This is a genomic window from Psychrobacter arcticus 273-4 (assembly GCF_000012305.1).
Classification (GTDB): Bacteria; Pseudomonadota; Gammaproteobacteria; order Pseudomonadales; family Moraxellaceae; genus Psychrobacter; species Psychrobacter arcticus.
In genome coordinates this window covers 1-16018 of the sequence record NC_007204.1, presented here as the reverse complement: position 1 = coordinate 16018, position 16018 = coordinate 1, and the positions used below count along the sequence as shown (strand labels likewise).

Genomic DNA, 16018 nt, shown 5'->3' with positions numbered 1-16018 from the left:
AATCTAATTAGGAATAGCTTTATGTCTAAGCACAGAACGTTTAAAGCTTTGGTCGTCGAAGAAAATACTAACGGCACTTTTAGCAAAAGCATTCAAGAACGCAGCGTCAGTGACCTACCTGAAAATGATCTATTAATCGAAGTGCATTATTCATCATTAAATTTCAAAGACGCGATGTCGGCATCGGGTAATAAAAGGATCACCAAACAATATCCACATACCCCCGGTATTGATGCAGCAGGCGTCGTCGTCAGCGACAAATCAGGCACGTTTACCGCAGGGCAAGAAGTATTGGTATTTGGCTATGATTTGGGCATGAATACCGATGGGGGCTTAAGTCAAATGATATCTATACCCGCAGATTGGGCGCTGGCGTGCCCAGAAACACTGACACTAAAAGAAGCGATGACTTATGGTACTGGTGGCTTGACCGCAGCACTAAGTGTCCAAAAGCTAGAAAAAATGGGTGCAAAACCAAGCGATGGTCCAGTAGCCGTCACTGGTGCAACGGGCGGTGTGGGCAGCATCAGTATCGCCATCTTAAAACAACTCGGCTATGAGGTCATTGCGTTCTCAGGGAAGCCTGAGCAAAGCGAGCACCTAAAAGACTTAGGAGCAAGCGAAGTGCGTCATCGCGATACTATCAATGAAATCGGCAATAAACCTATTGGCCGTGAATTATGGGCCAATGCCATTGATACGATCGGCGGTGATTATTTGGCAAACTTGCTTAAACAGACCAAAGCTGGCGGGGTGGTTACTAGTTGTGGCCTAGCGGGCGGCGCTGAATTTTCGATGACGGTCATGCCGTTTATCACTAGAGCGGTGTCGTTGTTGGGTATCGACTCGGTATATATTCCGCTGGCGGATAAAAAGGCTATCTGGGAGCGCGTCGCCACCGATATGAAACTGCCCAATCTTGAGAGCTATGGCGAAGAAATCACCTTAGAGCAAACGCCAGAATACTTAGACCGCTTTATGTCGAGTCAAGTCGTGGGTCGTTATGTGGTGAATGTGCGGGGTTAGGGTTTTGGATATTGACAGCTAAATATTGTAAGAAAAGGCAGCACTCCCTTTGGATTGCTGCCTTTTTCTCTAAATTTAATCTAATGTAGATAAAACTTTCGTATGAAAAATAAACGATAATATATACTTATTTAAAAGTTATGGTGTCACTTCTCAAAATCCATCCTTTACCTATTTCTGTATTAAACAAAGGTTCTACTAGTAGCCAAGATTTGCCTTCCTTTCCAACTACTCTTACTATGGTTCCTTTTGATAAAATTTCGATTCCTATAGCATCAGCATGATGACTTTCTCTCAAATAAGTATTATCTTCAGTAATTACTCGACACCCTTTAAGCATTGAACGGTTTATGACAGAGTCAGAAGAATAAAAAAGCATCTTTATCGCTTTTTTAACTCCTACGTCTTTTGAGTTTTTCTTAAATTCAGGAAACTTCATGTAAATAAAGCTTGCGACGAGCCCATCTATTACTCCTGAACTTGGAAGATAAAAGTTAGTGCCTAAATAAGAGAAAACACCCTTTGTACTTTCGAAATACACAAAAACTCTATTCGATAAATCTAAATTCTCATTTAAAAAAATGTTCCACCATATACCTATTACGAGGTAGGTTAATATTATTGGATAGTAATAATTACTGTATAAGCTAAGTAAAATACTCTGTCTTTCTTCAGAAAGTTTATTGAAGTCATCCACAGAAGATACTTCATCACTTATACTTGCATCTATATTTTTGGCTTCAGCTAAAGAGTCTTCTGTTATCTCACGTGCTTTATCATAGTTTTGTGTCCACACTTTATCATTTGGGAAATTTTCAAGTCTAGATATTGCTTTAAAAGATTCAAGGTTGCGTAATGACTCAAACTGTTTGAAAACACTTGAATACTCTGATGATAAGGAATTGACTAAAGCTGCCTGTGACTGTATCTCTTTTACAAGTTTAAAAGATTCGCTTGTTTCGAATATAGCACGAGCTGCATTGAAAGAGCCTTTCAATGGTTCTATTGATTCTCTAAATTGACTGAATGATGCCATCATGTCTTTATATGCATTATTTCCCCCTATACTTTGTATCATTCTATCTTTCATAGACAAAGTATCAGAGTAAGCACTTAATCCTCTTCTCGCTTCAAGAAACGTATCTTGAAGCGCTACCATGTCTTGAAAACCTAAATCAGCATACCTTGCTATTGTACTTTGATTTTCAAAACTGGCAAAATCTAAGCCAGACTGTTGAGATGCTTTTCTGGCAATTTCTCCAATATTAGCAACTGAACTTACACGTGCATTTTTTCCCATCATTTCTGAAATTTTCGATGAACTTCTAATCTGATGTAAAGGGTCTATTTGTCTTTGGATCTCATTCATCCTTTCCATTACCGATGGTTTAAATATATCCTCAAGCTGTTTCTTATCCATCGATATCCATCCCTTTTTTAGCCAGTTTTAATTAGTTAGTATTTAGGGACTATTGGCTACATAATCAACTAAAATTTAGCTTTAGAGATTCAAACCAAAAAAAACACCCAACCAAGTTGAGTGTTTTTTTATGTCAGCTAAAGATTAAGCAGGATATTACTCCCACTCAATAGTAGCCGGTGGCTTGCTCGACACATCATAAGTCACGCGTGATACTTCAGCGATCTCATTCATAATGCGATTCGATACCGTCTCAATCAAATCATACGGTAGATGAGCAAAACGCGCGGTCATAAAGTCCACGGTCTCAACCGCACGTAGCGCAATCACCCACGCATAACGACGACCATCACCGACCACGCCGACCGATTTAATTGGTTGGAATACCGCAAACGCTTGCGCGGTCTTCTCATACCAGCCTGATTTTTCTAACTCTTCCATAAAGATAGCATCAGCAGAACGCAGGATATCAGCGAATTCTTTGGTCACTTCGCCTAGGATACGCACACCCAAACCCGGTCCTGGGAACGGATGACGGTTAATCATCTTCGCAGGTAAACCAAGAGTGATACCTAATTTACGCACTTCATCTTTAAACAAATCACGTAACGGCTCAACCAATTCAAATGCCAAATCATCTGGCAAACCACCAACATTATGATGGCTCTTAATCACGTGCGCTTTACCTTGATGCGACTTCGCTGATTCAATCACATCTGGATAAATCGTCCCTTGCGCTAAGAATTCGATGACTTTACCATCGCTTTGCTCACTGATTTCGCGGGCGCTATTGGCAAAGACGTCGATAAAGGTTTTACCAATAATTTTGCGCTTGGCTTCAGGGTCAGACTCGCCAGCCAATGCCGTTAGGAATAACTCTTCAGCATCAACACGAATGACTTTTACGCCCATGTTTTCTGCGAAAATTTGCATCACTTGGTCGCCTTCGTGTAGACGCAACAGACCAGTATCAACAAACACACACGTTAATTGGTCGCCAATGGCTTTATGCAAAAGTGCCGCGACGACTGAACTATCAACACCACCTGAAAGACCGAGCAATACTTGCTTATCACCGATTTGCTTTTTCAGCTGTTCAATACGCATATCGATGATGTTATCGGGCGTCCAGCTACCCGCACAGTCACAGATTTCATGGACAAAACGTCCTAGCAATGCCTGACCTTGGGCGGTATGAGTGACTTCTGGGTGGAACTGAAGACCATAATAGTGGCGCGAATCGTCAGCCATGATAGCAATCGGGCAGCTTGGCGTACTGGCAACGATATCGAAGCCTTGTGGGGCGTCGACCACTTTATCACCATGACTCATCCAGACATTGAGCTTCGCTGCTGCGTCTTCGATGCCATTAGTCAGCGTCGATTTACCATCGATATTAATGGTCGCTGCGCCAAATTCATGGATATCACTGGCGTGAACTTTACCACCGAAGCGCTCTGCCATTGCTTGCATACCGTAGCAGATACCAAGTACGGGTACGCCTAGCTCAAATACGGCATCGTTAATGCGTGGGCTGTTTTCCGCGTGAACGCTCTCAGGACCGCCAGATAAGATGATGCCTTTTGCGCCAAAATCAGTGATGCGCTGGGTGTCGATATCGTAAGGGAACATCTCACAGAATACGCCTGAATCGCGTACACGGCGGGCGATAAGCTGGCTGTACTGCGAGCCAAAATCGAGAATTAAGATGCGATCTTCTTTGATTGCGGGGGTGGCAGTTACAGTGGTCATAAACAAAGTGTCCATCAATAAATAAATTGGTACGCTATTTTAACAAGTTTCGGTAATGTAATGGCGGTTAGATATGCGTTTATTATTGACTATCTTTACTATATCGTACTTATGTTCATTCTTATCTTAGACAATCGTCTATATTGTGATAGGCTAAATTAATTAAAAATTCAGACTTATATGGTATGACCACTTTGTTATCAGCAGTTAGATAGCCCGCTACCGTATTGCTGGTGTAAATTTTTTGCCGCCTCTGTCTGCGTAGGCACAGCAAGCAAGAAAAATTTGCACCAGTAGTACGTATTGTATCGATATTACTTTTCACCGACTATAGTTATACCCAATATTCCGCTTTGGCAATTGGCTATTTATGGTGTATGGATGATGGTCTTACAAATAGCATGGTTTAGCACGGTAGTGATGCTGCTCTCTACTCCTGCCATTCATCAACGATTTCAGCGCTTTGAGCATTAGATAGACCGCGTATTGGATACAGCGATGATAATACTGGGATTAAATCTTATTTTACGTAGCCGATAAGACGCTAGTGACTCGCGAAATCTGCTAAAATAGTGCATTATATTCACATATCAAAGCCCGATACTATGACAAGTAAGCCTATGACCCGTCGCCCGACCGCCAATAATCACAGAAACAGATCACCTGAGACTGCTAAAAAACTCGGTCAGCTGCATCCACGCAATCCGCACCAAGGTCGCTATGACTTTGTGGCATTAACTCACGCGTTACCTGAGCTTGCTAAGCATACCATCACCAACCCTAAGGGCGAGCCGACGATTAACTTCTCGGACAGTGCAGCTGTGCGCGTACTTAATCAGGCATTATTGGCTCATTATTACGGTGTTAAATTTTGGGATATTCCAGAAGGCTATCTATGTCCGCCGATTCCAGGACGTGCTGATTACATTCATTATATTGCCGACCTGCTCGCGCAAACGACGCATGTTAATAAGGATAATACGCCACCGACTGGCAAAGAGATTCACGCTCTTGATATTGGTACCGGTGCCAGCGCGATTTATCCCATTGTTGGTAGTCAAAGTTATGGTTGGCGCTTTACGGCTTCAGATATTGATCCGATATCGGTCAATACTGCAGCGCTTATTTGTGAAACCAATCCCAAGCTAAAAAGCGCAGTTAAAGTAAAACTACAACCTGAGCCTAAGCGCATTTTTGCTAATATTATTGGTCGCCAAGATTACTTTGATGTGGTGGTGTGTAACCCTCCGTTTCATGCCTCATTAGAAGAAGCGATGGAAGCCAATAGCCGTAAGCAGCATAATTTGCAACGACATCGTGGTAAGAATGAAAACGAACAAATCAGCCGTAGCTCAACAAAGTCTGGCAATGCAGCACAGAATTTAAACTTTGGTGGTCAGCATAAAGAGCTGTGGAGTGAAGGCGGCGAGATTGCTTTTTTGACCAAGATGGCAAAAGAGAGTCAAGACTTCGCTGAACATGTTGGCTGGTTTACCACACTGGTATCTAAGTCAGAAAACGTAAAGCCTATGCAATTGCTGTTAAAACAACTTGGCGTCGCCCAAATGCGCATCATAGAGATGAGTCAAGGTCAGAAAAGCACTCGTATACTCGCATGGCGTTTTAATACTGATGAAGAGTAAGTAATAATTAGCGTTAGAAATATAGTTGAAATACTTTAAAGTCGCTACAGTATTGCTGGTGTAAATTTTTTGCAGCCTCTGTCTGCGTAGGCACAGCAAGCAAGAAAAATTTGCACTAGTAGTACGTGTTGTATCGATATTACTTTTCACCGACTATAGCTATAGTTTCACGTGAAACAATAAAAAACACCGCTCTGGTATCTGAACTGACCCCCATAAGTTGGACACAACTTATGGGGTATTTTTATGCGTTACAATCTAGACTTTAAGATCAAAATCATCGCATACTACAAGCAAGGACATACCGGACTTGCTACAGGTAAAAAGTTTGCAGTAAACCCCCAATTTGTACGCAAATGGGTAAAGCAATACCAAAGCGGTGGTATAGAAGCGATCAGACCTAAAACCAGTAAAGCTGTCTACAGTGCTGACTTTAAACACCAAGTATTAACGACCATGTTAAAGCAAGGTTTAAGTCAACCTGAGACGGCACTAAAGTTCAACATCAGCGCACCCGCTCTTATCAGCCATTGGCATAAAGCGTATCGACAGTATGGTATGTCTGGACTCACTCCCAAACGACAAGGTAGAGGCGCCATGACCAAGCCCGTGATCACAAACAAACCAGATGACGACAAAACACCTGCTGAATTAAAGCGTGAACTGGCATACCTGCGTGCAGAGAACGCCTACCTAAAAAAGCTCGATGCCTTGCTCAGGGAAAGGGAACAAGCGGCGACAAAGCAAGGCTCATCGAAGGATTAAGACAGCAACATCTTTTATCCAACTTACTAAAAGTAGCAGACATGCCGAAAAGCAGTTTCTACTACCATAGAACCATGCTAGGGGATAAAGATAAATACGCTGACTTAAAACAGCGTATCACGGCGCTATACCACAAGCATAAAGGCAGATATGGCTATCGTAGAATGACTGTCGCATTAAAACAGTTAGGTGTTCATCATAATCATAAGCTTATTGCCAAACTCATGAAACAGTTGACACTCAGTGCAAAGATAAGAAGACAAAAGTACCGCTCCTATAAAGGACAGCAAGGTAAAATAGCAAAGAATTATTTAAAACGTCGGTTTAAAGCAAGCAAACCACATAAACGTTGGCTCACTGATATTACTGAGTTTAAGGTAGGTGACCATAAGTTATATTTATCGCCAATACTCGATTGTTATAACAATGAGATAGTCAGTTATACGCTCTCAAGAAGGCCAACCTATGATTTGGTAAGCCAAATGCTTGATAAGGCGTTGGACAAGACTGGAAAACATCGTCATAAGACATTAATGCTACATTCTGATCAGGGATGGCATTATCAAATGAAGCCGTTTAGGGAGATGCTTAAAAAGCATCAGATAAAACAGAGTATGAGCAGGAAAGGCAACTGCTTGGATAATGCGTTAATGGAGGGGTTCTTCGGTACGCTAAAGTGTGAGACTATCTATATTGAGAAGCCTAAAACGATTGAAGCTTTAGAGAGACAGATTCATGAGTATATTCATTACTACAATCATGAACGTATTCAGCTTAAACTAAAAGGACTGAGTCCTGTACAGTACAGAACTCAGTCTTTGAAATAAACGTAAACCGTCCAAGATTTGGGGGTCAGTTCAATCCAAAGCGGTGTTTTTTTATAGAGGAAATAAATTGAAATACTCAAGGTAATTAGCTAAAAAGCATAACCTTTACGCCGATCGCAATAAGCACCAGCCCCCCTAATATTTCAGCTTTATCCTCAAGCCAAGTTCCAGAAGACTTACCCAAATAGATGCCAAAAAAGCCAAATCCAGCAGTGACGATAGCGATGATTAAGCACGCTAACCATGCATTAAGTGCTAGTAAATTTAAGGTGAAGCCTGCTGCCATCGCATCAATACTGGTGGCAATAGCCAGTGTAAACATCATACGATGGTTGATTTTTTTTCGTATATTTTCATCGAAACCATCTTCTAGTACCGCTTCAATCTCACCATTAAAAGCTTCATATAACATCTTAGCGCCAAGCACAATAAGAATACCACCGCCAATCCACGGTGCAGCAGTCGCCAACCAGCCTAGCAATACTGCACCCAACAAATAACCTATCAGCGGCATGACACCTTGTGCGATACCAAAATACAGCGCTGCGTAAACAGCTAAACGTAGAACATAAGCAGACGATTGTTTTTGGGACTTAGCGCCCAAGCCAATTGATACCGCAAACGCATCCATTGCCAAGGCTATCGCTAGTAAAATAACTTCGATCATTTCTATATCCATTATTTAAAGCATTTATTCAATTAAGTTTCACGTGAAACAAGATTAACATTAAAAAACCACCGCTTTGGTAACCAATGCGGTGGTTTTTCATTGATTCACAATATTATGCCATTTAGATATCTAAGTTAGAAACCGTCAACGCATTTTCTTCGATAAAGATACGACGCGGCTCTACATGGTCACCCATCAAACAGGTGAACATATGATCCGCTGCAATAGCATCTTCGATATTGACGCGCAGCATACGGCGGTTTTCAGGATCCATAGTAGTATCCCAAAGCTGATCAGCATTCATCTCGCCCAACCCTTTATAGCGCTGAATTGCTAGACCGCGGCGGGCATCAAGCATCATTTGCTGCCATAAATAATCAAAGTCACGTACGGGGATATCTTTGCTCGTACCCGCTGTGGCTTCACGGCGGATAAAAGCATCTACATCAAGCAAGGTATTCCATTCAGCTGATAAACGCAGCAGCTTAGTATACTCACCCGAATTGATAAAGCTGGCATCAAGCAAGTAATGATGTGCCAACTGATGCACATAAACGGTAATACGTGGCAGCCATTGTGCTTTTATTGACGGTGCTTCCGCTTCAGAACTATTACCTTCTTCAACTTCAACAACAGGCTTCATACCCAATAAATCGGCAGCAGCGGCGTCCATATTTTTTGGCTGCGGTGCATGGATATTGACCAATTCAATCTCAGGGTTTAAGTCACTACCAAAATGTTCAAGCTGAGTTTGTAGCGTGTCTTTCCAAGCTTGCATCGCATCTTTATCGTACGTCATATCAGTACTAAGTTTCGGCGTATGCGTCAATGCATCTAATAACACGGCTGGATAACGAATCTGCAAACGCGCTTTGATTAGCTGGGTTTGGTTATAGTCGTTTAACAATGTCTCTAACGCTTGACCAGTAATCGCCGGCGCATCCGCACTGATATGCAGCCTAGTATTATCAATCGTTGATGATAATAAATAAGCTTTAAGCGCTTCATCGTCTTTTAGATACAGTTCTTGACGACCTTTTTTGACTTTATAAAGTGGTGGTTGAGCGATATAAATATAACCACGCTCAATCAATTCAGGCGTTTGACGGAAGAAGAACGTCAGTAGCAACGTACGAATGTGTGAGCCATCAACGTCCGCATCGGTCATGATGATAATTTTATGATAGCGAACTTTATCAGGATTATATTCATCGGGTCCAATACCGCAACCAAGCGCAGTAATCAGGTTACCCACTTCCTGTGACGATAACATCTTGTCAAAACGCGCGCGTTCGACGTTTAGAATTTTACCTTTTAGTGGTAAAATTGCCTGCGTTTTACGGCTACGACCTTGCTTGGCTGAACCGCCAGCAGAATCCCCTTCCACAATGTACAACTCTGACAATGCTGGATCTTTTTCTTGGCAATCCGCCAATTTACCCGGCAGACCTGCGATATCTAACGTAGTCTTACGACGAGTCATCTCACGCGCTTTACGAGCGGCGTCACGAGCACGAGCAGCATCAATAATTTTACCGGCAATCAATTTACCAGCGCTTGGGTTCTCTTGCAGATAATCATTAAACTTATCGTGCATCGCTGATTCGACAGCAGATTTCACTTCACTTGATACCAATTTATCTTTGGTTTGACTCGAAAACTTAGGATCAGGAACTTTGACGGATACGATAGCCGTTAAACCTTCACGCGCATCATCACCAGTCGCCACCACTTTCTCTTTTTTGAAGAGATTTTCGCGATCCATATAGGTATTCAAACAACGCGTCAACGCTGAGCGAAAGCCAGATAAATGCGTGCCACCATCGCGCTGCGGAATATTATTGGTGAAACAAAACACCTTTTCATTATAAGTGTCTGTCCACTGTAGTGCCACTTCGACACTAATACCATCTTCTTGATTACTGATAAAATGGAACACATCATTGATGCCATCTTTCCCAGCATTGATGTAGCTGACAAACTCTGACAAACCACCTTTGTGCTCAAACTCATGACGCTTGTCAATACGCTCATCAGTCAAGACAATACGTACACCTGAGTTTAAAAATGACAACTCACGTAAACGTTTGGCTAAAATATCATATTCAAAAATAGTACCAGTAAACACGTCATTGCTAGGGTAAAAACGGATTTGTGTGCCTGTTTGATCTGTCGCTTCCATTTGCTGAATATCGCTGTCAGGCACGCCATCAGTATAAGTCTGATGATGATGATAGCCTTCACGCCAGATATTCATCTCAAGCTTTTTGGACAATGCATTAACGACAGAAACGCCAACACCATGCAGACCGCCAGATACTTTATAGCTGTTGTCATCAAACTTACCACCAGCATGCAGTACCGTCATAATAACCTGTGCTGCAGACACACCTTCTTCTGGGTGAATATCGACAGGGACACCACGACCATTATCCATTACGCTCACAGATTCATCTTCGTGAATAATGATATCAATTTGATCACAATGACCAGCAAGCGCTTCATCGATAGAGTTATCTACCACCTCAAAGACCATATGATGCAAGCCGGTACCATCATCGGTATCACCAATATACATGCCAGGACGCACGCGCACCGCTTCTAGTCCGCGCAGTACTCGAATGTCTTTCGAGCTATAATCAGAGGGTAATACCTCAGGAACGACAGCGGCGGCAATAGTCTCAACTACGCTGTCTGACGTTAGTTGCTGGTGGTCGGTAGGTAATGAATCACTCATGTGCATTCCTTGATCTAGCCATTATCAGCTATTTATCATCAGCTCACCACAGTGGTGATACTTAATGATGCTATCTACAATATCGTTTTTTTACTCAAATTCTGTCTTTATTACGGTTGACTTAAGTTTTTCAAAAGGTGATAGCAAGGCAAAAAACCAGATTTAAAAATACGTCAGGTTGGCATACTCTATTTAACCCCTACTGCGATTTCCTCTAAAACCATAAAGCCTAATAGAAATTATATTAATTTTATAATTATCAATCACTTAATCACTTACAACCAATAATAAACCTCTATATAAAACGGTAAGATAACTTGCTGAGAACAGGACAAAAATAAAGCCCTATTTTAGCATTTTTTTGCCTGTAAGTCACTGTTTAGGGAACGTTTTATGAGTAATAGAATGTGGAATGAAACGAGGGTAAAGTATGCAAGGAGACGGTCGCTTAAGGACGTAAAATAAGGATTAATAACGAAGATATCATTACCCTAATAAAAGCTACTGAGCTGGTAAAATACTACCTTGTTTCATGTGAAACACTTGGGGTTTTTCCCAATACTCATACACTAAAGGTAAAATACTATCGGTCAAACTGGTCATAAATACCTGGCATGGCAACTGTGCTAAGGTTGATAATAAAATCTCTATCGCCCTATCATCCAGCTCTGCGGTGATATCATCTAGTAATACCACTGGTGTAGCGCTTAATTTAGCGTCATTAACAGATGCCTCTAGATCATTCCCAGTGTTAAGCAAAAGTGGTAATTGTGATAAGCGCAATGCCGTAATCAACAATTTTTTCTCTCCACGAGACAAAATGTTGGCCGCTTGCTCTTTCAAAATAGGTAACTTAAAAGTCGAATCCGCTGCTGCTGCTAAAGGTGAGTTTAGGTGCTCATTAGCCTTATGTATTGGTCTTATAGAGCGCCAATGCACATGGATGTCAGCGCGGTGATTACCAATACGCGTATAACCCAACTGTAAATCCTGATCTAAGCGCTCATTAAGCTGTATATCGAGCGCTACACTCGTATCGTAGCCCGCATTGTAGCTCAAGCTTAATTGCTCAGCATAAGCAGGCAATAACTGTGCAATGCTCTCAGAAAAATAAGGTTGCCAAGCTTCAAATATAGCTTCACGGTAGTGATGAATCAGCGCTGCATGACTGGCAAGTCCTTTGTCCCAAGCTCTAAGCTCAGCAAGCTGAACGTGAGTCAAATGACGTCGTTGTTTGAGTAAACTATTGCGCTGTTTTAATAAGCGCTGATACGCAATCCACTGTGGATGAAAACCTTGTTTCATGTGAAACACCAACCAATCTAATAACTGCCGACGACTGGCACTGCCCTGCTCTAGCATGTCCATCGTCGATGGATCTATAAGCAAGGTAGGAAGCTGCTCCGTTAAAATACTTTGATTGTATACCGTGGTTTGATTGAGACGTAAAATTGTCGTAGCGTCTGCTTGCTTTTGGATAGCCAAAGTACGGCCATCACTAAGTTTAGCATGTACAGTTGCGGCGTCTTTATGATGCTGAATATAGCGTTTGGGCTGATTGTGGCGGAAACTCTTACCTCTTGATAGCAAAAACATACCTTCAAGTAGCGAGGTTTTACCGCTGCCATTAGCGCCGATAATGACGTTGCAAGCAGCAGGTGCTAAATTGATGGGCGTTAAATTACGCAAATATGAGATTTGTAGACGTTCAATCATAATACCGACAGCCGCCTATAGAGTTATTTTTTAATAAACAAAAGACCATTAAAAATATAAATATAAGGAACTAAATTTTAAGCTTATAAAGCAATTTTGAGCTTGAAAAGCTACTCAAATTTTGCGTTAAAGCCTAACCACCCAATCTTTTTAAATAGCAGACTAAATACGCATTGGCATAATGACATACTGATGGAACTCATCATTTAACTGATTAACCAATACCGACGCATTTGATTGACTCATATGCATTTGTAAATCACCTTGGATAACACCCAGCACGTCTTGTAAATAAGCGGCATTAAATGACAGCTCCATTGGTTCACCTTGATACTTGGCTTGTATCATCTCAACCGCTTCATCTTGCTCAGCATTATTAGCGCGTACTTCTACCATGCCATCACTTGCAAAATTAAACACCACGCCGCGAGATTTTTCATTACTTAAAATCGCTACGCGGCGCAGCACATCCATCATTTTCTCTTGATTGAATAAGGCCAGCTTATCGGTATTACTAGGCATCACACGGCGATAATCAGGGAATTTACCATCGATCAGACGCGCAGTAAAAGTCACCATGAGATTTTGACTGGTCTGACCGGCACTATCCACATCACCGAACGGCAAACTTACTTGCAGAAACTCACGACCGAAACTTAAGGTAACTGCATTATCTTGGTCGCCAAGCATCTTACCCAGCTCAGAAGCTAAACGTTCAAGCTCAATTACCGCTTTACGGGGCAAAATAGCCTGCATATTCAAATCAGCATTCACATCGATAACGCTACGTGCTAATGCCAGTCTATGTCCATCGGTCGCAACGGTCGTTAGTTGCTGCTGCGATACATCAAACAACATACCTGTTAAATAATAGCGTACATCTTGAATCGCCATCGCAAATTGAGTCTTATGAATCAAATCAATAAGGCGGCTACGGCTAATAGTTAATGGCGTGATATTTTCAGGGTTACCCAAACTTGGATAGTCTTCGCTAGGCAATGTGCCCAAGGTAAAACGACTTTTACCACTGGTCAGTAAGCAGCGCTCGTTTTCTTGAGTGGTCAGATTTACTTGGGCTTGAGCAGGTAATGATTTACAAATATCTCGTAATTTAGTCGCAGGTAACGTCGTTGTACCTGCTTGCACACAAGCGCCAGCAGGCAATTTCAACGTCGATGTCAGCTCTACTTCTAAATCAGAAGCCGTTAACACCAGCTCTGACTCAGACAATTGTAACTTGATATTACCCAAGATAACCATATTGTGGCGTTTATCAGCAGCCTTGGCGATCAAGTTAATGGCTTTTAGTAACGACTCTCGATTGATCGATAATTGCATGCTTAGTTACTCTTATTTAAATGATTTTTTATAAAAAAATAAAATAATGGCTTAATAACACCTTGTCTACTGACGATAATCCATTGGGTGTCTGTGTATGCTTATTTTCAATATTATAAACCATATCTACCCACTAAAATATAGTGATAGCAAAGCCTTCTAACCCGCTTGCAACATCAATGCTAGCGTCTTGTAATCCTTGTCAAACGCTGGGTCTGCTGCTCGCAGCTCATTGACCTTGTCGCAAGCATGCATCACTGTCGTATGGTCACGTCCACCAAAGGATTGTCCAATCTCAGGAAAGCTCTCGCTAGTCAACTCCCGTGATAGTGCCATCGCTATTTGGCGTGGTCTAGCAATACTACGCGTACGTTTGCGTCCCAACATATCTTTAATCGTTACATCATAATATTCAGCGACCACTTTACGGATATTATCCATATTAACGGCTTGTACGCGCATTGCAACGATGTCTTTTAGCGCGTATTGCACCATCTCAAGCGTGATTGGAGCGCCTGTTAAATTGGCATTAGCAAAGACTTGGTTCAATGCACCTTCTAAACGTCTCACGTTAGAGACGACGTTTTGAGCGATGAATAACGCACATTCTTTAGGAAGGCTCATGCCATAAGATGCTGCTTTTTTCTGTAGAATTTGTACCCGTGTATCAATCTCAGGTGGATCTACAGCAACCGTCAACCCCCAAGAAAAACGTGATCTAAAACGTTCATCAAATTCGGTCATCTGTGATGGATGCCTATCTGAAGCCAAAATCAATTGTTTATCACCGCTGGTAAAATCTGCAAATAATGTTAAAAATTCATTACTGCTTTTTGTCTTTCCAGCCAGTACATGAATATCATCTACAATTAATAAATCTACTTTTTTAATTTTCTTTTTAAAATCTTCTATTTTATTATTTCTTAATGAATAAACCAATTGATTAATAAATTTTTCAGAAGTGAAATAATAAAAAGTCTGATTATTTTTTAAATAGCGATGAGCTACAGAATGCATTAAATGCGTTTTTCCCAAACCCGAAGGTCCATATATAAATAAAGGGTTATGACGGTTTTTTGATTGACGTTTGCCAAGCTCATAACAAGCCTTATAAGCAAGGTTATTAGACTTACCTGTGACAAAAGTCTCAAAGGTAAAGTCAGGATTTAAATAACTTAAGGATTTTGCATCAGCAGAGTCAACCATTTCTGCATGACGCATATTGGCGTCGATATCTGCTTTGGCATTATTATGATGGATGGTTTCGAATTTATAATCTGCAGGAGAAGAGGGGAGGGCATCTTCTGCAAATAAAGATCCTGATTGTAGCGAACTACCATCATCGGTATCACGACCAGCATTATCAACACGTACAATAACTTCCTCAATACTTCCTTGACTATGCTTAGTAACCAGCTGCTGAATATCCTCTAAGTGATTCTTTTTAATATAAGTTACAAAGTAATCATTAGGTGCAAGAATAATCAAACTATTATTTTCTTGATGAGCGGATAGCGGCCTTAACCACATGGTAAACACGTTATCTTTAACATGATACCGTAAGTCGTTTAAGCATTTATCCCAAATATTTGCTGTGTCTATCATGAAAATTACTAACCCTATAGTCCAAAATATTTTGTCAAAAAAACAATTTTTTTATTGTGAAAATCAGTGAATCCTTACTCATAGAGTAACTTTTTTCTTAGCTAAGAGTCTCTATAGTCAGAGCACTTGAAATCATACATCCAGTTGGTGGCTAATCTAACACAAACCCCTGTGGATAACACCTTGTTTTTTGGGGATAAGGCTGTGGATAGTTTTGTGGATAAATAAGGATTGTGAGTTATCCATATTCCACCAACAGGTTATACACAGGGTTACCCATAGTCTATAGTTTTGATTATAAAGGTAAATTAACACTTAACCACAGAAAAACAGTCCCCCAATAACAACAATATCTATATATATTAATCAATTAATTATTATAAGATTCGCCAAAAATTGTGGATAACTTGAAAATTATCGCCAATAATATGGGTTATTTTTAGACTAGGTAATAAGATTTACAGTAAAGGATTGATCAATTTTACAGAGGATATTTAAGAAGTTAAATATCCTCTGTAA

General features: G+C 41.0%; 11 protein-coding genes. 4 read left to right on the top strand and 7 right to left on the bottom strand.

The features are described 5' to 3' along the window. Window positions 1–21: 21 nt before the first annotated feature. Window positions 22–1026, top strand: a complete 1005-nt coding sequence (locus tag PSYC_RS00065) for a YhdH/YhfP family quinone oxidoreductase (protein WP_011279324.1) — start codon at window positions 22–24, stop codon at window positions 1024–1026. A 127-nt stretch (window positions 1027–1153) separates the two neighbouring features. Here the strand turns inward: PSYC_RS00065 and PSYC_RS00060 are convergent, their stop codons facing one another. Further along, the gene (locus PSYC_RS00060) at window positions 1154–2446 is read right to left on the bottom strand and encodes a hypothetical protein (RefSeq protein WP_011279323.1); all 1293 of its coding nucleotides are present in this window, start codon (window positions 2444–2446) and stop codon (window positions 1154–1156) included. 156 nt (window positions 2447–2602) lie between these two features. Next, window positions 2603–4198 (bottom strand): glutamine-hydrolyzing GMP synthase, encoded by a 1596-nt coding sequence (gene guaA, locus PSYC_RS00055; protein WP_041757390.1) that lies wholly within the window; start codon window positions 4196–4198, stop codon window positions 2603–2605. A 605-nt stretch (window positions 4199–4803) separates the two neighbouring features. Between guaA and rlmF the strand changes: the two genes are divergently transcribed. From rlmF to PSYC_RS00040, 3 genes are all read left to right on the top strand, one after another. Further along, window positions 4804–5841, top strand: a complete 1038-nt coding sequence (rlmF, locus tag PSYC_RS00050) for a 23S rRNA (adenine(1618)-N(6))-methyltransferase RlmF (protein ID WP_011279321.1) — start codon at window positions 4804–4806, stop codon at window positions 5839–5841. A 246-nt stretch (window positions 5842–6087) separates the two neighbouring features. Next, window positions 6088–6606, top strand: coding sequence for a helix-turn-helix domain-containing protein (locus tag PSYC_RS00045; RefSeq protein WP_011279320.1), 519 nt, complete (start codon window positions 6088–6090; stop codon window positions 6604–6606). Continuing rightward, complete coding sequence (locus PSYC_RS00040) at window positions 6510–7433, top strand: IS3 family transposase (RefSeq protein WP_148201632.1); 924 nt, start codon at window positions 6510–6512, stop codon at window positions 7431–7433. Before PSYC_RS00045 ends, PSYC_RS00040 begins: the two co-directional genes overlap by 97 nt. An 85-nt stretch (window positions 7434–7518) precedes the next feature. On the opposite strand, the gene PSYC_RS00035 is transcribed toward PSYC_RS00040, so the two are convergent. The 5 genes from PSYC_RS00035 to dnaA all read right to left on the bottom strand — a co-directional run bounded on the left by PSYC_RS00035 (window position 7519) and on the right by dnaA (window position 15499). After that, complete coding sequence (locus tag PSYC_RS00035) at window positions 7519–8100, bottom strand: manganese efflux pump MntP (RefSeq protein WP_041757387.1); 582 nt, start codon at window positions 8098–8100, stop codon at window positions 7519–7521. A 124-nt stretch (window positions 8101–8224) separates the two neighbouring features. Further along, window positions 8225–10840, bottom strand: coding sequence for a DNA topoisomerase (ATP-hydrolyzing) subunit B (gene gyrB, locus PSYC_RS00030; RefSeq protein WP_011279317.1), 2616 nt, complete (start codon window positions 10838–10840; stop codon window positions 8225–8227). Between the two features lie 501 nt (window positions 10841–11341). Then, window positions 11342–12556: a DNA replication/repair protein RecF gene (gene recF, locus PSYC_RS00025; RefSeq protein ID WP_011279316.1), complete on the bottom strand. Its 1215-nt coding sequence runs from the start codon at window positions 12554–12556 to the stop codon at window positions 11342–11344. 162 nt (window positions 12557–12718) lie between these two features. Beyond that, on the bottom strand, window positions 12719–13894 hold the full coding sequence (gene dnaN, locus PSYC_RS00020; RefSeq protein ID WP_011279315.1) for a DNA polymerase III subunit beta: 1176 nt from the start codon (window positions 13892–13894) through the stop codon (window positions 12719–12721). A gap of 159 nt (window positions 13895–14053) precedes the next feature. Next, window positions 14054–15499, bottom strand: a complete 1446-nt coding sequence (gene dnaA, locus PSYC_RS00015) for a chromosomal replication initiator protein DnaA (RefSeq protein WP_011279314.1) — start codon at window positions 15497–15499, stop codon at window positions 14054–14056. Window positions 15500–16018 lie beyond the last annotated feature (519 nt).